Origin of the sequence: Bilifractor porci (assembly GCF_009696005.1) — a bacterium.
Lineage (GTDB): Bacteria > Bacillota > Clostridia > Lachnospirales > Lachnospiraceae > Bilifractor > Bilifractor porci.
In genome coordinates this window covers 453,282-476,762 of sequence record NZ_VUMV01000001.1, presented here as the reverse complement: position 1 = coordinate 476,762, position 23,481 = coordinate 453,282, and the positions used below count along the sequence as shown (strand labels likewise).

Genomic DNA, 23,481 nt, shown 5'->3' with positions numbered 1-23,481 from the left:
AGAGGGAGATCGGGCATCTGACGTATGGGAAATGGACTGTTCTATACCGGCAATACCGGAAGGTATGGAACATGAGAGTTAAACGGATGATTTTTGAGGAACAGGAACCTGTAACATCTTCCCTGGATTTATAAACCATTTGCGCCCGCGCAATGGAGGTGTGTATGGCAGCTAGAAAAATAGGGGCAACCATTGCCCTGGATGGTGAGGCAAAATTCAAATCAGCGGTTTCTAATTGTAATAAATCGCTGAAAGAAATGCGATCCGAGATGGAACTGGTCAAGGAAAAGACATCCGGGCAGGCGAATTCCCTATCAACATTAAAACAGAAACATGATGTACTGGCCAAATCCCTGGATAAGTACAAGGAAAAGCAGACTGCCGTTGCATCCGGGCTGGAGCATGCCCAATCTGATTATGAACGTGTCGGAAAGACGCTGGAAAATTATAAAACCCAGCTGACTGAGGCACAGAAAAAGCTGGATGACATGAAAGTATCTGGTACGGCATCCCAGGAAGAGATGGACAAGCAGCAGGCCAAGGTGGATGAACTGGCCGCGACTGTTACCAACGGAGAAAAGGCCTATGAAAAGGCCGGGAATCGGGTACAGGACTGGCAGATTAAGCTGAACACAGCCGAGACAGAAGTTGTTAAGGCCAACCGGGCGCTGGACGAAAACGACCAGTACATGGCGGAGGCGGAGCATAGCACGGATAAGTGCGCCACATCCATTGACGAATTCGGGAAAAAGACCGCACAGGCGACAACGAAAATAGAAGAAATCGGAACAACCACATCCAAGATGTTCAACTGGTCTGCTGTTATGGATACATTGGATCGTGTTTCCCAGGGAGTGACGGAACTGGCATCAAAATCCTATGATGCGGCTCAAGAATTGGAGGAAGGTTATAACACAATTACGGCAAAAACCGGAGCAACCGGAGAAGCCATGCAGAAAATGGCAGGAATTGCCGATAACCTGTATTCCTCTATGTCAGTTTCAATGGATGATGTCGGTGCAGCTGTCGGAGAGGTGAATACACGATTCGGATTACAGGGGGATCAGCTACAGGATTTATCCGAACAATTTCTAAAATATGCGGAGCTGAACGGTACGGATGTGTCGGGCTCTATCGATAGCGTCCAGAAGGCACTTTCCGCATTCGGCCTCTCAGCTGAAAATGCATCAGACTTACTGGATCTTTTGAATAAGGTAGGGCAGGATACGGGGGCTTCCGTAGATACGCTCACGGAAGGGCTAGTGCAGAACGGGACAGCCTTCCAGGAAATGGGGCTTTCTATTGAGCAGTCAACGGTATTCATGGGGCAGATGGAGAAGTCCGGGGCAAATTCCGAAACGGTCATGCAGGGATTAAGAAAAGCCCTAAAAAATGCGACCAGTGAAGGAATTCCGCTCGACGAGGCACTATCTAATTTACAGAATACAATAAAAAATGGTACCAGTTCTGTAGATGGATTGACAGCAGCATATGATCTCTTTGGAAAATCAGGTGATCAGATCTATGGCGCTGTGCAGTCAGGGACGTTGGATTTCAGCAATCTCGCAAAATCTGTTGCTGGTTATGGAGATAGTGTATCACGAACGTTTGAGGAAACTGAAAAACCGTGGGATAAGGCAAAAATAGCAATGCATTCCCTACAGATTGCCGGAAGCGATCTGACGAAGGATGCACTGGGAACATTAACGCCGGCAATCGAAAAGGTGGCTGATGTTTCATCCGATGCGGTTAAAAAATTAGAAAAAATGCCGACCCCGATTAAGGCCATAATCGGGGTTACCGGTCTGGCAGTTACAGGAGCGGCAAAAGTTGCCCCTGTGATTGCGTCAATAACACGTACCTATGGCGTGCTGAAAACCATGAAGGAAACAACGGCGATTGCAACAGCAGCGGAAACCGCGGCAACAACCGCCCAGACAACAGCGACCGAGGCGGCAACTGTTGCGCAGACCGGATTAAATATTGCAATGGATGCGAACCCCGTCGGACTGCTTGCGCTGGCCATAGGCGGACTGGTAACAGGACTGACTATCTATGCCACTGCCACAGGTTCAGCCAATGATACGACTAATGATTTTACTTCTTCGCTGGACGAGGCCGTGGCAAAGTCAGAGGAATCCACGGCTGCCTTGAAGGACGCTGCCAACGATATGAACAGCAGTGTGTCGGAATCCTTCAATATCGCAAACCAGAGCATCAGCGGGGCTGTGGCATCGGCGCAGATGGCCGGAACCATTATTGATGATCTGGATGCGCTGAACCAGAAGCAGAACCTGACCAGCGATGAACAACAGCAGATGGCGCGGGACGTGGCCACCCTGAACACCCTGTATCCGGAAATGGGCGTCGCGATCGACGATACAACCGGAAAGCTGAACATGTCCACACAGGCCATGAGCGATTTTGTCGAGCAGGCAAAGCAGACCGCAATGGTCTCCGCGTACCAGAAGGCATATGAGGATATTGTCAATTCTTCCACAGATGCGCTGGAAAAGCAGATTCAGGCGCAGATGGATGCGAAACAGGTGCAGGAGGAAGCCAGTGATACGGCGGAAAATCTGGGCTCTATCATAGAGGATGCAAATACCAAGATAGCGCGGCAGACACAGCTGCAGGATAAGCTGAACAGTGGGCAGACCCTGACTAATAGTGAACTGAAAGAATATAATTCTCTTTCCGAAGAAGTACGGGACGGACAGGTAAAAGTCAACGGGAAATGGGAAGACGCTGCTAAGCTGAACCAGGAATACAGCGATGCGCTTAGTAAATCCAAAAAGGCAACAGATGATTACGACGATGCGGCAGAGACGGCGAAGAATTCCACCGATGAAATGAACAAAAAACTGGATCTGCTTAACGAGACCGCAGAAGCCAATGGCGTAAGCATGGATTCTGTAACATCGTCTATTCAGCAGACCGGTGAGGCTGCGCAGGAAACGGCGGAAACCGTGACAGAATCCGCGCAGTACATTGTAGATGCAACAGGCGAGGTAAAGCAGGTCCATGTAGATACAACCGGCCAGGTGCTGGATGATAATGACGAACTGGTAGCATCATCCGCAGAATCTGTGCAGCTGATGACGGAAGACCAGGCGAACCTGCAGAGCGAGTACGTGAAAACATATAATTCCAATCTGCAGTCCATCCAGGGGCAGATCGGGATGTTCGACGAGCTGACAACGAAATCTGATGTCAGTGCATCTACCATGCTGGCGAATATGCAGGGACAGGCAGATGCCTATACGCAGTACACGTCAAACCTGCAGAGCCTGTCTGACCAGCTGGCCGGAATGAATGGTTCTGATGTTTTCCTATCCCGAATGGCGGACGGTTCCGAGAAAAGCATCCAGGAAGTACAGGCATTAGTTGATGGGCTGGCGAATGGAAGCGTTACGGCTGATCAGATCATGCAGACATTCGGGAACCTGGACAGCGCGCAGCAGAACATGGCCACACACCTGACAGACATGCAGACCACAGTAGACGGTTCCATGAATGCGATTGCATCTGACACACAATCCGGAATGTCCAGCGCTAACGCGAATGCGGCGCAGGGGTCTAAGAATATCCAGAACACGGTTTCGGATACCTTCAAGGACACGTCAAACAAGGCGGGGAATTATGGAAAGGAAACCGGGACGCAGTACAGCAACAGGCTGGGGCAGACATCTTCCAACTCACGGGCAGCGGCGCAGAGCGTTGCCAAATCAGCGCTGGAAGGATTGAACACCAGCGGCGGATCCACAGCCGGGTGGTCGCTGGGCATGGACTATTATCGCGGAATCACATCCACACGCGGATCAGCCGGAAGTGCGGCGCAGAGCATTGCTGCAGCAGCGGTTGCGAACCTGAACAAACACAACGAGGCATATAATTGGGGCGCTGACATGGGAAATCAGTTTGCCAGGGGATTATCCGCAACCGTAGGGGCAGTTTCAAACGCAGCCAATGCGGTAGCCAATGCGGCAGCGAAGAAAATCCATCATTCGACACCAGATGAAGGACCACTAAAAGGTGATGATAAATGGGGCTATGAGATGGCCGAGAATTTTGCATCCGGAATGCTGGCGGGGGTACCCAAAATAGAAAGTGCCGCATATAGCATGGCGAGGGCAGCGGCATTCACGGCGCATGGAAGTATAGAGCAGGGAGGAAATAGTGATTCCGCACTGCTGAGAAAAATTGCATCGATGTTAGCCGCGCAGAAGACCATTACCCCGGAGCAGATTTATGAGGCTTGCAAGGCAGGAACCGCTGATGGGGCATCATCCAGCAAAACTGTCCTGAATGGCCGACAGTTGAACCGGGCATTAAAGGGAATGGGGGTTGCATATCAATGACCCATATCGTAAACGTGATATACCGGGCATCATCCGGAAATGAATATAATTTGCAGGCAAAACGAAAACTGAGGATTAAAAAGGGAAATTTCCATAAATATGAATGGAAAGCCATAGAAAAAACACTGACATTAGGCAGTAAAATCAACGGATTCACAAAAGAACCGGTATCGTATGAAACGACGCTGGTTTTCCAGGAGCAGGATAAAGAACTGCGGGAAAAACTGCATGATGATTTTGACAGCGATATTACTAATATGACCCCAGGTGTGATCATCTGGGGCGATTATTATATCAACTGTTATATTACATCATCGTCTACCTATCCAGACGAAAATATAGACCGATGGACGGACAACGACATCCTGATTTACTGCCCCTATCCGTTTTGGATAAAAGAGCAGGACTGGAGATATGAAATACTATCCGGATCCAGCGTACAGTCGGATTACCTGGATTACAAAATGGATTTCCCGTATGAATTTACGTCGAATAATTCTATCGCAAAATACCTGATCAATGATTCACAGAATCCAGTGAATTTCAAAATGATCATATATGGGAAATGCAGCAATCCAATGATCCAGATCGGCGGGCACACCTACCAGGTAAACACGACAGTGGGAGAAAATGAATATCTGGTGATCGACAGTAAAAACCATACCATCCAGCGGGTTCTGATGTACGGGACAAAGATTAATGAATTCAACAATAGGTATAAACGGGAAAGTGTTTTTGAGAAGATAAAGCCTGGGAAAATGTCTGTTGTATGGTCAGGTGCTTTCGCCCTGGATATCATCCTGATGTATGAAAGGAGTGAGCCTGCATGGAGCTGATTCTGGCAACGGCAGACGGCCGGGAGGAAGGATATGTCAGTAATGACATAGACATAGACATCGGGGACACGAATGATTTTGAAATGACCGTCAGCGTTGCAGACTGGTCAGAATATGATTATTCCAACGGAAAGAGGATGTATGTACCCGGAACAGAATACGGCGGGCTGATCGGGGATATTGAGAGTAATACCGATGAATCCGTGATCTATGTGCGTGGCTACACCTGGAGGGGGCTGCTGCAGAAGAAAATCATAGTCCCGCCTTCCGGACAGGACTATTACACAATATCCGGAGACCTGAACAGCTGCATTGCCACGCTGATCAGCGGAAGATTCGGCGCGCTGTTCCAGGCATCGGATAAAACGACAGTCAGCATAACCAATTATCAGTTTGACCGATACTGCACGCTGGTAGACGGGATAACTAAAATGTGTGAGTCTGCAGGTTATAAACTGGTAATCCGGTATATCCAGACAGATACAGGCGGATATGTAGAACTGGCAGCGGAACCACAGCAGAATTATGCCGATGACATTAGCATATCTCAGGATAGCAGGATGAATTTTATATCCGATAAAAAACAGAATGGAATAAACCATTTGATCTGCCTGGGATCCGGAGAGCTAAAAGACCGGATTGTTGTAAACCTGTATGCAGATGCAAGTGGAAATATTTCCCAGACGCAGACATTTTTCGGGCTGGATGAGCGAACAGAGGTTTATGATTTCAACAATGCAAACGAGGACGATCTGATAAAGAATGGGACAGAGCATCTGCAGCAGGAGATCAGCCGGTCAACATTTAAGGTGTCCATGAATGATGTGGATGATCTGAATGTAGACATTGGTGACATCATATCAGGTCAGGACTACATCACAGGAATTATTGTTTCACAGCCAATCGCACATAAGATTTTAAAATCAGAAAGCGGACAGGTAAGCATTGAATATCAACTGGAAGGAGAAAAATAAATGAAGATCGTAACAGGATATCAGGGGAAGGCACATATCACCAGTAATGATGATCAGGGAAGAAACCAGGGGATTTTCGGGACGGATTCCTATGTGACCAGCGTAGGGCAGCAGTTTGCGGCTACCCTAGTAAATGCCAATGAACTGGACATAGCAGACGGAGAAGGCGTGATGCAAGGCGTCCATTTCCGGATTGAACCCGGCGAGGTGGATGCGGCGAAGCTGCAGAACGGAACATCCGGAATGAAACGCATTGATCTGGTTGTGGCCAGATACACCAAGGATTCATCAACGGGAATAGAAAATGTTTCCCTGGTTGTAATCAAGGGGACAGAATCTTCCAGTACGCCAGCTGTGCCAGCATATAATTCCGGTGAGATCCTGAAAGGGAAGAATACTGTGGACTTTCCCCTGTATAAGGTTACATATAATGGAATCAATGTGTCCAGTGTTGACAGAATGTTCACGAAATTGCAGACAATGGCGGAATTACAGACGGCTGTAAATAAATTAAATACCGAGATCGTTACACAGGAATTTTCAATTGGTTCAGCTGATAATAGTAATTATTATGGTGAATTTTTATATTACGTACACATTCCAACCTCAATTATTTCTAAAAAAATTATCAGCTATAACGTAGTTTCATCCTCCGGCGTTGGAGTAATCAGGTCTGTAAATCTGAATGATGATTATTTGATAATGACCACAAACTCTAATTCAAATAATGGAAAAGTAAAATTTAGGTTTGTGCTTCAAAGTAAATCGTAAAATACCGATCTCAATGGGATAGGGATTATTTATAAAAACTATGGACAACGTCTTGTGGTTAAAGGCCAAAATACGTTTGAGTTGCCCGCCAATGTGCCATACGCAAACATTTGCAGCGTAATTGTAGAACTTGGTTGGTACATGCTTCCATCCCCAGCACTAAATCCAACTAATGGTGAAATAGATAATTCATATGCCATATCAGTAACGTTAGTCCCCGAAGGTTTGATTCTAACAGCAAATTCGGATTGGGGGTCCAGAGATTTATATGCAGTATTCTTCGTGAAGCATTGAAAGCGATATTTTATAAATTACGTCAAAATTCTGAGGATCCATGTGATAATCCTATCACAAGGAGGAAACAACTATGATAGACAGAATTATTGATGAAATTTTGACGGAAATGCAAGGACGAATCACGTATGAGCAGTTGAAGGATTTGGAAGGGGTGCTGGTAAGAAAGTTTCATGGATTAATTGTCAAGAAGGAGTGTACAGAAATTGCCATTTCAGATGACAGTTGGGAGAAGGTGATTAAACGGTTTGTGGCAACAAAAAAGGTTGGAGAATTGTGCCGATAGTACGTTATGCCAATATATTCGGGTTGTTAATATATTAAAGGATAGTTTGAATAAACCAATAAAGGAAGTTACAACAAATGACCTGAGGTATTTTTTATCGGTGTATCGAGAAGGGAAAGATGGAAAACAGAGATCATTATCATATATAGATACACTGCGTCATTATTTTTTATCATTCTTTGGATGGGCATCGGATGAGGGAATGATACCATATAATCCTGCTAAAAGACTGTTAAAGGTTAAGGTTCCGAGAAAAATTAAGCATCCATACACAGGAGAAGAATTTGAGAAACTGAAGAATAGCGCAAAAACGCAGAGGGATAAGGCACTGATAGAGGTACTGTACAGTACTGCATGTAGAATAGGAGAGATAACAGCACTGAATATCAGTGATATTGAGTGGCATGGAAGAGATGCAGAAGTTGTCGTTTATGGGCAGAAGGGGAAAGCAGAAAGAAGGGTATACCTAAAGGAGTCGGCAGCATTACATCTAAGGTGGTACCTAGCGCAAAGAAAGGATAAAAATCCTGCCCTATTCGTCAGTAGAAGGGGGTGTGCACGGCTGACGAATGCCGGAGTTCAGGCGATGTTGCGAAAATTAGGTGAAGAAAATAACATACACGCTCATCCACATAAATTTCGGAAGAACTATGTTAACCAATCTGGCGGAACATGGAATGGCGATACAAGAAGTGCAACGATATGCGGGTCATAAGGATATAAGCACGACAATGATATATGTGGAGGTTTCGGAGCAGTCGGTGATCAGGGATTTCAAGAGGTGCGCTAATTTCTAAAATTAAAAGCAATCTTGAAAAAAAGGCCGCCGATGGACGGCTTAATTTTCATGCCTAAAAACAGGTAAATAAAGAGGTGGATTTTGAATGGGCGTAATTCAGCTAAATATCGCTTTTCAAACCCAAGAAGCATTTATATAGATAGTTCTGTTTGTATACGTGTTAGAGGATATGTTATGTACATACACACGAATGATTCCCTTTGTATCCATAACAGCAACGCTGCATTGAAGTACATCGCTCCAATCTGCGCATGCGCCAATGGCTATATAATTTTGGGTTGGCAAGGTGATTTGAAAGGTTTTCGTTACACCTGCTGCAATAGAATCAACAGTAAATGATTTAATAGATTTTGCTGGAAGATCGGTATTTTAATAAAAAGGCAACCGCGTGATCAATGATCATTATTTTTTATACAAAAGAAAGGAAGAAAAAATGGAACTGAATTTTAACAATGGACAAAAGCTGACAATCACATCAGCCGCAGCGGGATCCGGAATTTTGACTATCCGGATGCTGCAACAGAACTTGGACGATCTTCAGAAATTATTTTCGGATGATTTGGGCACCAAAACTATGATTGTGCAGGAAGATGGAAAGGAGGATGTGACGTATGAAAATTATACGAAGTTGAACCGAATTTCGGTTTATACTGGTCAGATTTTTGAGGTGGAGCTGTGCCAAACGGAGGCCAGTGCAGAAGAAAAAATAAAATCCAATGCCGACCAGGTAACAGAGATGCAGGAGGCACTGGAGGAAATTTATACGCTGATAGATCAGCAGGGGCAGGAAATCAAGAACCATGAAACCAGGATAGCAGCATTAGAGGGAGGTAAAACAGCATGAGGGCAAGGATTTATGCGCGGCTAATCATCAAGGGAAGGATGACACTGACGGAGGTGTCGGAAAAATATCCCACCTATCTGGAAGAAGTGAAGCAGTCGTTGATTGAGCTGGGGCATCCGGAACTGACAGAGTAAGGAGAAAATTATGATCGACCCAAGCACATGGATTGCACTGGCGGCACTGGCGGTATCGCTGGTTCTTGGGGTTTTGAATGCCAATCACCAGTCAAATGGGGATGTAAAAGCCCAGATTGACGATGCCAGAGCAGAGGCATCCAGACAGGCACGGATAGAAACATCATTGACGGCGATTCAGTCGGATACATCCGATATAAAATCTGAAATGCGTTCAATGAAAAATGATGTGCAGGACATGTCTAAAAGGCTGGTAATTGTGGAGCAGTCTACCCGATCGGCACACCATAGAATTGATGAAATCGTGAAACGGAGGAATTTATTAAATGATCAACTGGAAAATCCGACTGAAGAATAAAAACTTTTGGCTGGCCATTGTGCCAGCCGTTTTACTGCTGGTTCAGGCCATTGCGTCAGTTTTTGGCTACGCTGTAGATTTTTCGGATTTACAGGGAAAACTAATTGCTGTGGTTAATGCTATATTCACCGTTCTGGCTATTGTCGGAATTGTGGTTGACCCCACAACATCCGGAGTATCTGATAGTAAACAGGCATTGACATATGATGCACCGCGGAAGGATGGTGAAACCTGAAACCTATGCCAAAACTAATCATTGATGTTTCCCAGTGGCAGGGTGTGATTAACTGGGAGACGGTAAAACCGCACATTGACGGAGCAATCCTGCGCATGGGATTCGGTTCTGATCAGGTAAATCAGGATGATGCGCAGTGGGAGCGGAATGTTAGTGAATGCACCCGGTTGGGTATTCCTTGGGGCGCGTATATTTACAGTTACGCCAATACCCCGCAAAAAGCGCAGAGCGAGATTCAGCATACATTGCGACTGCTGAAGGGGAAAAAACCACAGTTGCCAGTTTATTTTGACGCTGAAGATGTCAGCATCCGGGCATACTGCCATGCATCATTCCCGGCATGGGACGCGGCAGTAAAGGCAGCGGGATATAAAACCGGACTGTATTCCGGGTATTACTTCCGGCGTGACTGCATGCCCGCTGTAAATCCCGATACATGGTGGCTGGCGTGGTACAATGGCACAAACGGTATGAAAAAACCACTAACAGGGAACTGGATATATGATGCGTGGCAGTTTAAATCTGATGGTAGTTTTCCCGGAATTTCTGGACGCGTGGACACGAATTATTTCTATAAGGATTTTTTAGGTTCTGCGCCTATCTCAAACCCGGTTCCGGTTCCTGCCGCCAGCAGCTCCCCGCGGCTGGATCTGGAAATCCAGTGCCTGAATCGTGGCCGGAGCGGCAAAAAGGTGGGCGGTGGAGAATTGTGCATGTATGATGATGCAATCACAGGCCTGTCCATCGGTGTGACGGGCGGATGGGTAGAATATCGCGTGCATAAAATGGGCGGTGGATGGTTTTCCAGAATCACAAAATGTGATTGGGGAACTCCTGATGCATACGCCGGTGATCTTCACAGCATGATCGACGGCGTGCAGATATATTTCCACACAGATCCCAAACTGACCGGTGGAAAATATTACCGGGTCAAATACCAGGTAAAAACCCAGCATCATGGTTGGCTGGGAGAAATTTACGATACCGATTTTTCCAATGGGGACGGAAATACCACAGCGGGAATTTTTGGCGATCCCATCATCGGAATTCGTGCAAAACTGGTATGAAAAAACGGGGCGGTTTATCCGCCCCTATTTGCTTCAGTAAAATGAAATTAAATAATAAAATGTTTTTGCATGTATTTATATAAATGATTCCGTGAGGAATATCTAGCAAATATCTAGCAAAATAACATGCTACGGTACAACATGGCGGAACCAAAAACCTAGTAAAAACGCCTATTTGCGCTATGGTATAGCTAAAATAGAATCCCTTATGCTCCAGATTTTATTCCCGGAGACTCTGAGTTTCCGGGAACTTCTATATTCTTCTTGTCTAAGATGCGGCAGACTACAGCATTTTTATAAAAAATGTTGCTATCTGCACTTGCTTTCAGAGCATATTCCCTGTCTTTAATTTTTCGGCTGCGTTCTCATCAATCTTAATTTTATCGGATAATAACAGTTATGCGTTCTTATTTAAAATACGTATTTTTACATAAACAATATTGCAATACGTATCAATACGTGATACAATAATGATATTCAAAATGAAGGGAGGAGAGATGAAACGAGCTGAACTTGTTAAACAACTATCTCAAGGGAAAAGCAGAAAGATTCGGGAAGGTACAAATCACGAAATATGGTACAGCGAAATCACTGGTAAAACATTCGCAGTGCCAAGACACAAGAAAGAGATTGCAACCGGAACGGCAAACAATATTTTAAAGGACGCAGGACTGAAATAAGTTCCTTTCTACAGAACGGGAGGAAAAGAAAATGGCAAAGTACGCATATCCAGCAGTGTTTACTCCGGAAAAAGATGGGGGATACTCTGTTTATTTTCCGGATATAGCAGGGTGTTACACGCAGGGCGATAATATGGCGGATGCGATTTTTATGGCAGAAGATGCATTGGAATTGATGCTTTACGAATATGAGGAAGGTAACAAAGAAATGCCAAAACCATCCGATCTTCAAAAAATCAAATCAAACGAAGGGGAAATTGTCAGTTACGTTTCAGCAGACACATTGAAGTACAGGAAAATGTTTAACAACAAAGCTGTGAAAAAAACCTTGTCTATACCAGAATGGATGAACGAGGCAGCGATGAGAGAGAATATCAATTTTTCTCAAGTACTTCAGGATGCATTAGTACAACGATTAAATCTTGGGTGAAATAGTTGTTCGGAAGTGCTGCAAAAGGCACCGGATGAAATGATTTCAGCGTGAATAAGCGCCAGAAAAAAGAATAAGGGGTATGGGAGGACAGCTTTACCGCTGTCCTTTTTTCTTTGAAAAATAATTTGAACAACTTCCATTTTGTAAAAACACTCTTTCCTGATAAAAAAACGGTTATAAATAATAAATAAAATAATACCTGTTGCATAAAATACTGCAAGAAAACGGGGTATATTCTGAATATAATCTGAAAATTCTTGGGGGGGGGTAGTCGAATATTCAGATAAAAAATGTTATTCTTAATCCAAATATAAGTGAACGTTTGCTTAAATTGCTTACTTATGAGACAGGTTGATTGCTGTTGCTTTTCGTTTCCATAACGCAGGGCGGGGCGGACAGAAAATGTCTGATTATTGTTCGGAAGAAAAAATAAATGGAACAGCCGGGCAGGATGCTCCGGCGGAGAAGCTCTCTGTTACGACAGAAGAGCTGCAGTCTGAAATAGACCGGGTCGCGTATCAGCGGAAATTTCGCGATACGCTTCGAAGCACAATCTTTATTTTAATTACAGTGGCGGCGGCAGCGGTACTGATCGCGACGCTTATTCTCCCTATCTTCCGCATTGTCGGGACTTCCATGTCCCCGACTTTGGATGAGGGAAATGTTGTACTGGCGCTGAAGGACAAGAATGTGCATCAGGGAGACCTGGTCGCTTTTTATTATAACAACAGAGTGCTGGTAAAACGCGTTATCGCGACATCTGGGGAATGGGTGAGCATTGACGCCAACGGAAATGTCTATGTAAACGATCAGCTTCTGGACGAACCCTATCTGAAAGAAAAAAGTCTGGGAAGCTGCGATCTGGATTTTCCCTACCAGGTTCCGGATGGAACGGTTTTTGTCATGGGAGATCACCGGGATGTGTCGATTGACTCCAGAACAAAGGCCATGGGGTGCATCTCCGGGGATGAGATGATTGGAAAACTATGGATACGGATCTGGCCGCTGAAGCAGTTCGGGGCGGTCCGGTAAGGCATCCGGCAAAAAGTACAGATTAGGTCAGTCAGGATCAGAAAAGAGGGGGTACCGGCTGAATGAAGAATTCAATCGAGGAAAAAGCAAAGAAAGCGGCAGTTGGAAACCGGCAGAGGAAGAAACGCCGGCGTTTTACCAGTCTTCTGTGTGTATTTGTACTGGCAGCTACAACCGTGGGATTGGTTCTTCCCGCCAATACGGCGACCGCGGCGGTGATCTGCGGGAAGGAAGAACACACCCATACCGACGCATGTTATAAGGTAGAGAAGAAGCTGGTCTGCACGAAGGAAGAGCATACGCACACCGCGGACTGCTACGACGAAAACGGAAACCTGATCTGCGGAAAAAAAGAACATACCCATTCGGAGGGAGAACCCTGCTACGAAGAGGTAAAAACCCTGACCTGCGGAAAGGAAGAACACGTCCATTCGGAATCCTGTTATGAGCAGGCCGGAAAGCTGAGCGCTTCTGCATCGGACGGTATGACGGCGGAGACGGCGTATGATGCCGGTGTCCTGCACAATGGAACGGTTATGAAAGCACAGCTCCTGACAGGGGCAGATGCACAGGCGGTCCAGGCACAGATTCAGTCTGCCCTGGATCAGGAAAAGTCGGGCAAACAGGTTGCGGCTTTCTATCCCTATGACCTGAGTTTTGCGGATAAAAACGGCCAGAAAACGGAGCCGGACGGGAAAGTAGATGTCACGCTGACATTTCCGCAGCCGAAGTCTGCCGGAACCGAAGAGGTAACGTGGAAGCTCTATCATATCGCGGACGGTCAGACGGCAGAGGATATGGGGAGCGCCGGCATGAAGGCGGATCTGAATATCAGTGTCGAAAACCATGCGGTAACAAAGGCGGCGTTCCGGGCTTCTTCCTTCAGCCCCTATGTGCTGGCTGCGCTCAGTGACAAGACAGAAGAGGCGGATGCTGTCTCAACAGAGAAGGTTTCAGCGGCATCAAACAGCCAGAAATCAGCGGAAAACACACAGACAACCGGAAACAGCCCGTCAGAAGCAGAAAGCAGTGCATCTTCCGAAAGTACAGCAGAGAAGGAAACCATCGAAGAGGGGAGAGGAACCGAGAACACTGATGCAGAGTCAGCTTCTACGGAAGGTGACTCAGCGCCCGCAGACGTGAAGAAAATTTCCGGATTTAGAGCGCTGCGCGCACCAGCCTCCCAAAGTGTGGATTTTGCACCATATATTAGCAGTGTCACTGTGAAAAAAAATGAGAATGGTCAGTGGACAGCATCAGATACTTTTCAGGATGGAGATCAGGTAAAAATCGACATTTCATATGAAATTCCAAAGTCCACTCTGCAGAGCAGTGATGATACGATCTATTATCAGCTTCCGGATGGCGTAAGGCCTCTAATGGCAGAAACCGGAAGGGTGACAATCGGCGATAATGAAGTGGGAGACTATACCATCGGCACAGATGGAAAAATAACCATAAAATATGATCCGGATTTTACGTACACCGATCATATCATCGGCAGCATTACTTTTAAGGGAACTGTTACAAATACCGGTTCGGATAATCCGGGTACTATCAGTTTTGGCGGGAAAGGCGGATCCATAAAAGTTTATAAGCCGGTCGTTGATAATCACGACATCAGTGTTAAGAAGACCGGCAGCGTGAATGACAGCCGGACAGAAGCATCCTATGAAGTTACGGTATCTACAGAAAAAGGCACCGGTGAAAAGGTTACGGTGAGCGACCAGTATCAGAAGGACAACAGTTCCTCAGGAGCCGTTTTCCAATATAAACAGGATTCGTTGAAAGTCTATTGTGTCGGAACAGACGGCAGTAAAAACGAAGTGAGCGGCTATAGTCTGAGCTGGACAACGGACAGCGCAGGAACACCCGGCTTTACCATTACAGATCTTCCGGCTCTGGAGGCGGGTCAGAAATATGTGGTGGACTATAAAGCTGCTGTTTCGGGAACCGCCGCAGGTCAGGATGGAAAACTGGCGAATAATGCCTCAGCTGCCAGCGGAAATCATAAAGAATGGGGCTGGAACAGCGTCTCCTGGGAGAAAGATCTGAAAAAGACCGGAACGTATGATAAGACGACGGGAAAGATAAGCTGGAGAATTACAGTAAATCCAAGCGGCAAGGATATTTCCGGATGGAAGATAGAGGACACCCTTCCCTATTCCTTGTATGGACAGTATACGGTCTGGAACGAAGCAAACACGTATAAGGTGTCCGGCGGTCAGACAGGGGATAAAAAGCTTTTGTTCACGTTCCCAGAGGATCTTACGGATTCTCAGAAAAAGGACAAATATTATATTGACTACTGGACAGATGCACCTGCGGATAATAGTGAAGTGAGCAACAAGGCAAAGGTAACGGAGAAGGATGAAACCACTGTCACAGATACTGATGTTGTACCGGTGGAACACAGAACCTTTGATGTAAAGAAACACTTTTCCTCAGAGACGCAGACCGAAAGTGAGCCGTATAAGCTGACATGGAATGCAGAGGTAACTACTCCCGACACGGCACTTGGTACGTTTACCTATACAGATACCATTGAAAATGCTGTGAATTCTGAAGGCAAAGATCAGGGGGCGGACAGCCATTATGGAATCGCTTCGGAAATAGACGCTGCACTCACAGAACATCTTAAACTTATGGTTGATAATTACTCCTGGTATGAATATAAAGGAGCAGGGGAAAAAACTTACTGGCATTCCTATTATGAGAAAGAGAGCGGATATACGGATAAGGTTTCTATAACAGTGACCTATTATGATGCCAATGGAAACGTGATAACAAGCACGGATGCAGCAAGCCATGTGAAGAGTTTTCGGGTTACCGTTACGCCGAAAGAAGGTATCTCCATGCTGGCTCAGAAATTAACACTGGAAAATTATCCCACTTATCTGAATATGAAGGATGCCGCTGAGGGAGTGACATGGACAGCCAAAAATAAGGGCGTAACAGGAGATCATTTATCAGAAGCTTCACATGATCATACAAAGCCTAAGACATTTGAAAAAATGGTTTATACCGGGAAAGGTATCACGTACTCTTCCGGTGATGTCCAGGTTGCGTATGAAGACGTAAAAGGCGTCCTTACCTATCGGTTGATGCTGAACACAAAGGAAAGTGATGAAGGAATCATCACTATAAAAGACCACATTCCGGCGGGCGAGAGCTATGTCGAAGGTTCAGGGTATGCAAAGTTCTATAAGAACGACTATGACCAACATGATTCAAACTATGCGGGATGTACTTTTTCAAAGGGAACCAATCCTGCGTTTCATGCGGTGAAGAATACTGATGGCTCTACGGATTTGACCATCACAATCAGTGATTACAAATACATCAGCGGCTATCCGATGGTGGCGGTTTATTATTCGGCGTCTGTTGCGGATGATTTACATTGGCAGAATGCAGCGGCTCCGGGCAAGACTTACGGCAATACTGCGACATGGGGAAACCATACATCTACGCAAAATACGACGGTGACCAGGCAGGTAAAGAAGCTGGATAAGCAGGGAGTGCAGTTGGACAAAAAAGGAAAGCCGTTGGAGATCGGTACGGATGGAAATCCCGTCAGTGGCTCAGAACCCAGCGGGACGATCCGGTACGATATTGCGATTAATCCGGCTGCGGAGGATCTGGATCCGAATTCGGACAATCTTACGCTGGTAGATTTTCTTTCATCGAATGCAGCGGCATTCCATCCGGCTTTGGATTTGAATAAAGTAAAATTGTACTTCTATGATGGAACTGCGGAAGATCACAAGGGAAGTCTGATTGATCCGAACCGTTACAAGATTATGTATGATCAGACTTCCTTAAAGATGACTCTGGTTCTTCCGGATAAGGTGGGAGCGGTTCTAGAATATGAATATGTCCTGGACGGGGATTTTACTGATAAATTCCAGCTGGATAATACAGCAACCTTAAAAGGTACTTGGGATTCGGAAAATAAGACCGCGTTAAGAGAAACTTCTTCCTCCGCAACTGTTACAACGAGGAAAGTAGTGATCTATAAGGTTGACAGCAATGATTACAAAAAAATACTGCCTGGTACAAAATTCAAGCTGGATTACTGGAACAGCAGCGCAAAGGAATGGAAGGTGAAAAATTCTGAGCTGACAGTAGGCAACAGCGGAACGATTGTATTTGATATTGGAGAAGGGGACCTGGATCTCAGCACAATCTACCGTCTGAAGGAGACGGAGGCGCTGGAAGGCTATCGCAATGGAACGGATGACCCGGATGTTGTCAGGTATTTTGTGGTGATGCCGGAAAAGAGCAGTGACGGAAAGGCCGCAACCAAGGATACCACGTATAATGATATGGGAGGATATAATACCTTTGAAAATGGTGCCAAGGTTCCAATGAGTGAAGTTACATTCTTCCAGAATTCCGGCGGTGTCATGTATGTTCCAAACGAGTACAGGGCGATCCGTGTCCAGAAGGTATGGCTGAATGCAGATAATACCGATCTTACTGATCCGGGCAAAACGGCTGTGGTACATCTGTATCGCGCATCGGGAAGCTATAACTCCTGTAAAGTGACGGTAGTTGTTTCCGACAGCAGCAGCCGGACGGGGACGTATCAGGTGGAAGCGGAACCTGGCACTATTGTTTCCATGAAGATTTATTACAACGGAGTGTGGCTGTATTACGATGGACACCAGTTGACAAGACAGTGGGACAGTTCTGTAGGAATGAATTATTACCCGATTGATCTTGGAACTGTCAGCAGTGACCAGACAATCAATGTGCTGGCAGATTATGAGCTAAATATGAAAACGGTGCAGTTTGATTATACAAAGCCGACCACTTTCGTAAGGGCTGAAGAGAAGCTGCTGGACACACAGACGCTGAGTAGTTCCAACAACTGGCAATATGTCTGGGATGGAACCACAATGGATGCAGACGGTAATACTGTCAAAATTCCGGAATCAGACGGCAACGGCAATATCTACTACTATTACATAAAGGAAGATCCGGTCAGCGGATTCACCACCACCTATTCCGAAAACAACACGACAGGAATTCAGACGGGAGTGATCACAGTCACCAATAAAAAGGACAAAACCAACGGCTACGTCCTGCCGTCAACCGGAGGCGGCGGAACCTTCCGCTTTGCGGGTCCCGGACTGGCGCTGCTGTCGGTATCTGCCCTTGGTTTCCTGACCAGGAAACGGCGCAGGAGAGGCGGCTAAAGGAAGAGTTGCTTATTCATGGTGCATAAACGTTTCTCCGGATGCGGTCTGAACAGGAAGGGAGGGAAGCATTGCTTCATGTTGTCAGAAACCCCTGGAGAACCGGAAATTATTACTGGAATCTAAGAATTTAAAGGAACAGTCGTTAAATAACATAGTCATTCAAAATGAAAAGGAGAAGTCTATGAAGAAACTGAAAAAAGCTGCGGGAGTGCTTCTGGCACTGGCACTGGCGCTGGTCACACTTCTTGGCACAGGAACAGCAGTCCGGGCGGAAGATACTGCATCAACAACTACCGGAAACTCATTAACCATAACCAATACAGGTGCTACGGAGCATACCTTTGAGCTGTATCAGATCTTTACAGGAACGTATGGTGACGGAACCCTTGGTAATATTGAGTGGGGAAGTGGAGTTACGACTAAAGGTCAGGCAGCTTATGAGGCCGCAGATAAGGCAAAATCGTTGGTGAATGAGGCGGATGCAAAAGCTTTTGCGGATGAGCTGATAGATAAAGGTTACCTTACCACACCGACTACATCGAAGGTTGTTGCTTCATCTGGTACTTATACCTTTGAGAATCTGGCTGCAGGATATTATTTGGTAATAGATAAAGCTAAATCGCAGAATTATGATCCTGAAAAAAACAACCAGGTTAACGGAGCTTCTACATCTTATATCATACAGGTGGTTGGCGGAAAGATTGAATCTAAAACCAAAATACAGGTGCCGGAGATTGAAAAGAAAGTGGCGGATGCCAATAATTCCATCGAAGCAGCGGTAACCGATCCGTTGCAGGTTGATAAGGGTGCGTGGAAAGATGCCGCAGATTATGATATAGGAGATTCGATTCCTTACCGGATTACCGGAACACTTCCGTCAAATTATGGCGATTATAAGACATATAAGACATATACCATTACGGATACATTTTCTGAGGGATTAACACCACCGACCAGGGATCTGGTCACGGTTCGCTTGGAATCTAATGATAGCGCTAATCAGATCCAGAGTATGGATATTACAGAAAATTTTGACATAACTGTCAGTGGGCAGACTCTTACAGTGGCGCTGAAATCGGATAAGGATATGAAGAACATCACAAAAAATTCAAGTGATAAAATTGTGGTGTATTATAATGCGAAGTTGAATGAGAAAGCCATAATTGGTGCTACAGGCAATCCTAACACTGTGAATCTTCAGTATTCCAACAATCCGAACCAGGGCGGCAGCGGGGAGAAGGGAAAAACGCCGGACGATACAAATATTGTATTTACTTATGAATTAGACGTGAACAAATTCAAAGACAACAATAGTGATGAAAACAAGACAAATGAAGCAAACTTTAAGCTTTATAAGGAACTGTCAGATGGAAATGTGAAAGAAATTTCTATAGCAGCAGGGATAGACGATAAGACGTACACGGCAAAAGGGCTGGATGATGGTACATATATTTTACAGGAGACAGAAGCGCCAAATGGCTATAACAGGATGGAGGGAAGCGTTAATTTTGGTGAAAAATCCTATGATAATGCGTTTGAGTTTCAGATAGAGACTGAGAAAGAAGATGGGATGCCTCCGAAACTTACAAGTATAATGGCTTCAAAGACAGGACAAAGTTCAGATGATATAACTGAAGATGCTACCTCCGGGAAAATTTCCACCGACATCATCGACCAGAAGGGCTCTTCTCTTCCTACCACCGGTGGTATCGGCACGACGATTTTCTATGTGATCGGTTCTGTCCTGGTGATCGGCGCAGGTGTGCTTCTGATTACAAGACGGAGAATGAATAAGAAATCTTAATTCTTTTGGAATCAGGCGGACGGAGGGGACATGCGTCCTCTCCGGAAGCCGTTTCCGGGTGGCAGGCATTTTCAGAAGTAATCGAAAGAAACAGGAAGCGGAGTGCACCTGCCCGGAAATTCCATGACGCAGCAGCAAGGAGAAACCTGCAGAGAACATGAAGAAAAAATTAACAACAATTCTGCTGGTGGCTGCTTTTTTTGCAGGTCTGTCCTTATTGCTGTACCCGACCGTCAGTGACTGGTGGAACAGTCTCCATCAGACATACGCGGTTGCCGGATATGTGGAGAGTGTTGCAGATCATTCGGCGGAGGAAAACCAGAAGCTTCGGGAAGAAGCGGAGGCTTACAATCAAAGACTGTACCAGTCGGGCGAAGGTCTGCATAATCTGACAGAGGAAGAAGAAAAAGAATACAACAGCCTCCTGAATATCACGGAAGATGGAATCATGGGTTACGTTGACATACCGAAAATCAACGTCCAGCTTCCTATTTATCACGGCACAGACGAAGCGGTTCTGGAGGTCGCCGTGGGTCATATCCCTGGAAGCTCGCTTCCGGTGGGCGGGCCGAATACGCATACGGTCATCTCCGGGCACCGGGGACTTCCGTCGGCCAGGCTTTTTACGGATATTGACCAGCTTCGGGAGGGAGATACCTTTACGCTGAATGTGCTGGATGAGACGCTGACCTACGAGGTGGATCAGATTCGCACCGTCCTTCCCGACGAGCTGCAGGATCTTGCTATCCAGGAGGGACAGGATTACTGCACGCTGGTAACCTGCACGCCTTACGGCGTGAATACGCACAGGCTTCTGGTACGGGGGCACCGGATTGCAAATGCCTCAGATGATGTACATATTGTGGCGGATGCGGTTCAGATCAGTCCGTTGATGGTGGCTCCGGCGATTGCCGCGGTCATTCTTCTGATTCTGATGCTCTGGCTCTTTCTCAGCACCCGGTCAAAAAAGAATCGCCCGGAAAGCGCAGCGCGTTTCACCGGAGAACATGTTCAGAAAGGAAAAAACAGGTGATCTGCACATGAAAAAAATGGGAACCGTACAAAGGAAAAAAATGTCGGAAAGAGTGCTGACTCTGCTGCTGGCCTTTCTGTGCACGGCGGCGCTGCTCTTTTCCGGAAAACCTGTGGAGGCGGAAGAAGCAGGACAGAACAGCATCCGGCTGAAATCGGAAGAAGAGGGGGCGGCCTTTACCCTGTATAAAGCAGCGGATAAGCAGGACGACGGAACCTTTGTTCTTACTAAGGATTTTGCTGCCGCGGGGACAGAGGTAAACGACCTTACCACAGACGGACTGGCGAATTTAGGCGCTGTGTTATCTGCTTATATTGAAAAGAATCATCCGCAGCCGGTTTCCACCATGAAAATAACAGATGGAACCTGCCAGTGGACGGGACTGCAGGATGGATTATATCTGGCGGTCGGCTCCCTGATCAGCCGGGACGGGAAGCTGCTGGAGTTTTCTCCGGTGGTCGCCTATCTTCCGTACACGGACAACGGGACAAAGATGCGTGATCTGGACAGTGAGGTAAAACCGCCGGCTGCTGTGCCGGAAAATACCCAGTACAGTGTCTATAAAGTATGGAAAGACGAAACCGGTGCCGGCAGGCCGGACAGTGTGGAGGTCAGCCTGATTCAGCAGGATGCTTCCGGAAGTACGGTTTACGATACCCGTGTTCTGGACAAAAACAACAACTGGACTTATACCTGGAAGAATCTCCCTTCCGGCTATATATATAAGGCAATAGAGAACAAGGTTCCGCAGGGTTATACGCAGACCGTTATCCGCGGAAGGGCAAAAACCATCATTACAAACACCAGGCCTTCCGGGAAAAATACGCTGACGGCGGTTGCATCCGGGAAACTTCCGCAGACAGGACAGCTCTGGTGGCCGGTTCCTGTTCTGGTGGCTGCCGGACTGCTGTGCCTGCTGGTCGGGTTCTGGAAAAAGACCGGAAATGAGAAGAAGACAGGGGACAGGCATTGAATGCTCGAAAATCGGAAAAAAGAACGAAAATAAACAGAAAAGGCTGGAAGATCTGGTCTTTCGCGGGGCTGCTGCTTTTAGTGGCAGCCCTTCTTCTTGTGCTGTATAATAACTGGGAATCCCGTTTGGCGGGAGAACGTTCGGCGGAGGTGATTGCTGCTCTGGAAGAACAAATTCCGGAGCCGGCTCCGGCCGGTTCGGACGCGGAAGAAAATAGGGCTTCTTCCGGCGGAGAGGATGCTGCGTCCGAGAACCGGGAGATGCCGACGATTGAGATTGACGGCTATCGCTATATCGGCTATCTGGAGTGTCCTTCCATCCATCTGAAGCTTCCGGTGATGGAGGAGTGGGATTACACCAGGCTGAAAACAGCTCCCTGCCGGTATTCCGGTTCTGTGTATAAAAATGACATGGTCATTGCCGGACATAACTATGCCAGGCATTTCAGTCCGCTTCGCTGGCAGAAAATCGGCACGGAAATAAATTTTATAGACGCAGAGGGAATTCTTTATCCATATGAAATATCAGATATTGAAATCCTGAATCCGACTTCCATCCGCGAAATGACGCAGGACAGTAAGGACTGGGATCTTACGCTGTTTACCTGCACCATCGGAGGGCAGTCCAGATATACCATACGCTGTGTGCGGACAGACGGGAGAGACAATGCAGAAGGATAATACATTAAGGCGGCTGAACAGGGCACAGCTGCTGGATATGCTGTATGATGTGGTAAAAGAAAAGGAAGAGCTGGAACAGAAGCTGGAGGAAACCCGTCAGCAGTTAGCGGATAAAAATATTAAGATTGCGGAGTCCGGTTCGATCGCGGAGGCGGCGCTGAAGCTGAACAAAGTATTTGAGCAGGCACAGGCAGCCGCAGATCAGTATCTGTATAATATGAAAGAACTGGAACAGAAGCGTACAGACCACGGAAAAGAAGCGCAGGAGGCGGACAGCATTCACGGGCAGTCCGGCAGGGGTGAGCAGGAGGAAGCAGCAGAAGAAAAGCGGAAAGACGCCGGATGGAAGGAAATCGGGTTTTCTGTAGACGAGGACAGGAAAACCGACAGAAAGAAGCTTGTAAAAAAGCTGATGCAGGGTGCCAAGGTGACGCAGTCCCCGGCTTATAAGAACATTTTCTGGACAGACACAGGCAATGCGGTCTTTCTAAAAGAAAACGGAGACGGAAAACCTGCTTCCTATCAGACAATCCCGCTGGAGGAGATTCTGTATGATTATTACAGAAGATATTTCCGCACGGAGAAGACTATCTGAGACTTGAAAACATTTTTAAGCAAAAGTACATAACCGTTCAGCCGTGTCTGAGTGCCGGGATTTTCTGCTTCTGCAGGGAGTTCCGGCA

21 protein-coding genes are annotated in these 23,481 nt (G+C 46.4%); all 21 read left to right on the top strand.

Annotated elements, in window-relative coordinates:
• Positions 1-164 precede the first annotated feature (164 nt).
• The 21 genes from FYJ60_RS02105 to FYJ60_RS12425 all read left to right on the top strand — a co-directional run bounded on the left by FYJ60_RS02105 (position 165) and on the right by FYJ60_RS12425 (position 23,393).
• Positions 165-4,361, top strand: coding sequence for a phage tail tape measure protein (locus FYJ60_RS02105; protein WP_205838923.1), 4,197 nt, complete (start codon positions 165-167; stop codon positions 4,359-4,361).
• Positions 4,358-5,197, top strand: a complete 840-nt coding sequence (locus FYJ60_RS02100) for a hypothetical protein (protein WP_154456920.1) — start codon at positions 4,358-4,360, stop codon at positions 5,195-5,197. Before FYJ60_RS02105 ends, FYJ60_RS02100 begins: the two co-directional genes overlap by 4 nt.
• Positions 5,188-6,171 carry a Gp37-like protein gene (locus FYJ60_RS02095; RefSeq protein ID WP_154456919.1) on the top strand — a complete coding sequence of 328 codons (984 nt, stop codon included), beginning with the start codon at positions 5,188-5,190 and terminating at the stop codon, positions 6,169-6,171. The genes FYJ60_RS02100 and FYJ60_RS02095 overlap by 10 nt, the downstream gene beginning before the upstream one ends.
• Positions 6,172-6,942, top strand: a complete 771-nt coding sequence (locus FYJ60_RS02090; protein WP_154456918.1) for a hypothetical protein — start codon at positions 6,172-6,174, stop codon at positions 6,940-6,942.
• 367 nt (positions 6,943-7,309) lie between these two features.
• Entirely contained in the window at positions 7,310-7,522 is a 213-nt protein-coding gene (locus FYJ60_RS02085; RefSeq protein WP_154456917.1) for a hypothetical protein, read from the top strand.
• A 46-nt stretch (positions 7,523-7,568) separates the two neighbouring features.
• Entirely contained in the window at positions 7,569-8,237 is a 669-nt protein-coding gene (locus tag FYJ60_RS02080; RefSeq protein WP_154456916.1) for a tyrosine-type recombinase/integrase, read from the top strand.
• The gene (locus FYJ60_RS12910) at positions 8,173-8,319 is read left to right on the top strand and encodes a tyrosine-type recombinase/integrase (protein ID WP_154456915.1); all 147 of its coding nucleotides are present in this window, start codon (positions 8,173-8,175) and stop codon (positions 8,317-8,319) included. Before FYJ60_RS02080 ends, FYJ60_RS12910 begins: the two co-directional genes overlap by 65 nt.
• A gap of 435 nt (positions 8,320-8,754) precedes the next feature.
• On the top strand, positions 8,755-9,165 hold the full coding sequence (locus FYJ60_RS02070) for a hypothetical protein (RefSeq protein ID WP_154456914.1): 411 nt from the start codon (positions 8,755-8,757) through the stop codon (positions 9,163-9,165).
• Positions 9,162-9,299 (top strand): CD1375 family protein, encoded by a 138-nt coding sequence (locus FYJ60_RS02065; RefSeq protein WP_154456913.1) that lies wholly within the window; start codon positions 9,162-9,164, stop codon positions 9,297-9,299. The genes FYJ60_RS02070 and FYJ60_RS02065 overlap by 4 nt, the downstream gene beginning before the upstream one ends.
• 10 nt (positions 9,300-9,309) lie before the next feature.
• On the top strand, positions 9,310-9,657 hold the full coding sequence (locus FYJ60_RS02060; protein ID WP_154456912.1) for a hypothetical protein: 348 nt from the start codon (positions 9,310-9,312) through the stop codon (positions 9,655-9,657).
• Entirely contained in the window at positions 9,626-9,892 is a 267-nt protein-coding gene (locus FYJ60_RS02055) for a phage holin (protein WP_154456911.1), read from the top strand. Before FYJ60_RS02060 ends, FYJ60_RS02055 begins: the two co-directional genes overlap by 32 nt.
• 5 nt (positions 9,893-9,897) lie before the next feature.
• A complete protein-coding gene (locus FYJ60_RS02050; RefSeq protein WP_154456910.1) occupies positions 9,898-10,959 on the top strand; it encodes a GH25 family lysozyme in 1,062 nt (353 codons plus the stop codon).
• Between the two features lie 497 nt (positions 10,960-11,456).
• Positions 11,457-11,639: a type II toxin-antitoxin system HicA family toxin gene (locus FYJ60_RS02045; protein WP_154456909.1), complete on the top strand. Its 183-nt coding sequence runs from the start codon at positions 11,457-11,459 to the stop codon at positions 11,637-11,639.
• A gap of 31 nt (positions 11,640-11,670) precedes the next feature.
• Entirely contained in the window at positions 11,671-12,069 is a 399-nt protein-coding gene (locus FYJ60_RS02040) for a type II toxin-antitoxin system HicB family antitoxin (protein WP_154456908.1), read from the top strand.
• Positions 12,070-12,474: 405 nt separating this feature from the next.
• The gene (lepB, locus tag FYJ60_RS02035) at positions 12,475-13,104 is read left to right on the top strand and encodes a signal peptidase I (RefSeq protein ID WP_154456907.1); all 630 of its coding nucleotides are present in this window, start codon (positions 12,475-12,477) and stop codon (positions 13,102-13,104) included.
• Positions 13,105-13,166: 62 nt separating this feature from the next.
• On the top strand, positions 13,167-18,305 hold the full coding sequence (locus FYJ60_RS02030) for a hypothetical protein (protein WP_154456906.1): 5,139 nt from the start codon (positions 13,167-13,169) through the stop codon (positions 18,303-18,305).
• A gap of 184 nt (positions 18,306-18,489) precedes the next feature.
• Positions 18,490-20,112 carry an isopeptide-forming domain-containing fimbrial protein gene (locus FYJ60_RS02025; RefSeq protein WP_154456905.1) on the top strand — a complete coding sequence of 541 codons (1,623 nt, stop codon included), beginning with the start codon at positions 18,490-18,492 and terminating at the stop codon, positions 20,110-20,112.
• Between the two features lie 157 nt (positions 20,113-20,269).
• On the top strand, positions 20,270-21,145 hold the full coding sequence (locus tag FYJ60_RS02020; protein ID WP_154456904.1) for a class C sortase: 876 nt from the start codon (positions 20,270-20,272) through the stop codon (positions 21,143-21,145).
• A gap of 7 nt (positions 21,146-21,152) precedes the next feature.
• The gene (locus FYJ60_RS02015) at positions 21,153-22,118 is read left to right on the top strand and encodes a Cna B-type domain-containing protein (protein WP_205838921.1); all 966 of its coding nucleotides are present in this window, start codon (positions 21,153-21,155) and stop codon (positions 22,116-22,118) included.
• Positions 22,115-22,798 (top strand): sortase, encoded by a 684-nt coding sequence (locus tag FYJ60_RS02010; RefSeq protein ID WP_154456902.1) that lies wholly within the window; start codon positions 22,115-22,117, stop codon positions 22,796-22,798. Before FYJ60_RS02015 ends, FYJ60_RS02010 begins: the two co-directional genes overlap by 4 nt.
• Positions 22,785-23,393: a hypothetical protein gene (locus FYJ60_RS12425; RefSeq protein WP_205838920.1), complete on the top strand. Its 609-nt coding sequence runs from the start codon at positions 22,785-22,787 to the stop codon at positions 23,391-23,393. Before FYJ60_RS02010 ends, FYJ60_RS12425 begins: the two co-directional genes overlap by 14 nt.
• The last annotated feature ends 88 nt before the right edge of the window (positions 23,394-23,481 follow it).

Coding starts and splice junctions, on each gene's coding strand:
- FYJ60_RS02085 (WP_154456917.1), top strand. CDS start 7,310: ATGATAGACAGAATTATTGATGAAATTTTGACGGAAATGCAAGGACGA.
- FYJ60_RS02065 (WP_154456913.1), top strand. CDS start 9,162: ATGAGGGCAAGGATTTATGCGCGGCTAATCATCAAGGGAAGGATGACA.
- FYJ60_RS02030 (WP_154456906.1), top strand. CDS start 13,167: ATGAAGAATTCAATCGAGGAAAAAGCAAAGAAAGCGGCAGTTGGAAAC.
- FYJ60_RS02095 (WP_154456919.1), top strand. CDS start 5,188: ATGGAGCTGATTCTGGCAACGGCAGACGGCCGGGAGGAAGGATATGTC.
- FYJ60_RS02050 (WP_154456910.1), top strand. CDS start 9,898: ATGCCAAAACTAATCATTGATGTTTCCCAGTGGCAGGGTGTGATTAAC.
- FYJ60_RS02045 (WP_154456909.1), top strand. CDS start 11,457: ATGAAACGAGCTGAACTTGTTAAACAACTATCTCAAGGGAAAAGCAGA.
- FYJ60_RS12425 (WP_205838920.1), top strand. CDS start 22,785: ATGCAGAAGGATAATACATTAAGGCGGCTGAACAGGGCACAGCTGCTG.
- FYJ60_RS02055 (WP_154456911.1), top strand. CDS start 9,626: ATGATCAACTGGAAAATCCGACTGAAGAATAAAAACTTTTGGCTGGCC.
- FYJ60_RS02070 (WP_154456914.1), top strand. CDS start 8,755: ATGGAACTGAATTTTAACAATGGACAAAAGCTGACAATCACATCAGCC.
- FYJ60_RS02025 (WP_154456905.1), top strand. CDS start 18,490: ATGAAGAAACTGAAAAAAGCTGCGGGAGTGCTTCTGGCACTGGCACTG.
- FYJ60_RS02090 (WP_154456918.1), top strand. CDS start 6,172: ATGAAGATCGTAACAGGATATCAGGGGAAGGCACATATCACCAGTAAT.
- FYJ60_RS02040 (WP_154456908.1), top strand. CDS start 11,671: ATGGCAAAGTACGCATATCCAGCAGTGTTTACTCCGGAAAAAGATGGG.
- FYJ60_RS12910 (WP_154456915.1), top strand. CDS start 8,173: ATGTTAACCAATCTGGCGGAACATGGAATGGCGATACAAGAAGTGCAA.
- FYJ60_RS02060 (WP_154456912.1), top strand. CDS start 9,310: ATGATCGACCCAAGCACATGGATTGCACTGGCGGCACTGGCGGTATCG.
- FYJ60_RS02020 (WP_154456904.1), top strand. CDS start 20,270: ATGAAGAAAAAATTAACAACAATTCTGCTGGTGGCTGCTTTTTTTGCA.
- FYJ60_RS02015 (WP_205838921.1), top strand. CDS start 21,153: ATGAAAAAAATGGGAACCGTACAAAGGAAAAAAATGTCGGAAAGAGTG.
- lepB (WP_154456907.1), top strand. CDS start 12,475: ATGTCTGATTATTGTTCGGAAGAAAAAATAAATGGAACAGCCGGGCAG.
- FYJ60_RS02100 (WP_154456920.1), top strand. CDS start 4,358: ATGACCCATATCGTAAACGTGATATACCGGGCATCATCCGGAAATGAA.
- FYJ60_RS02105 (WP_205838923.1), top strand. CDS start 165: ATGGCAGCTAGAAAAATAGGGGCAACCATTGCCCTGGATGGTGAGGCA.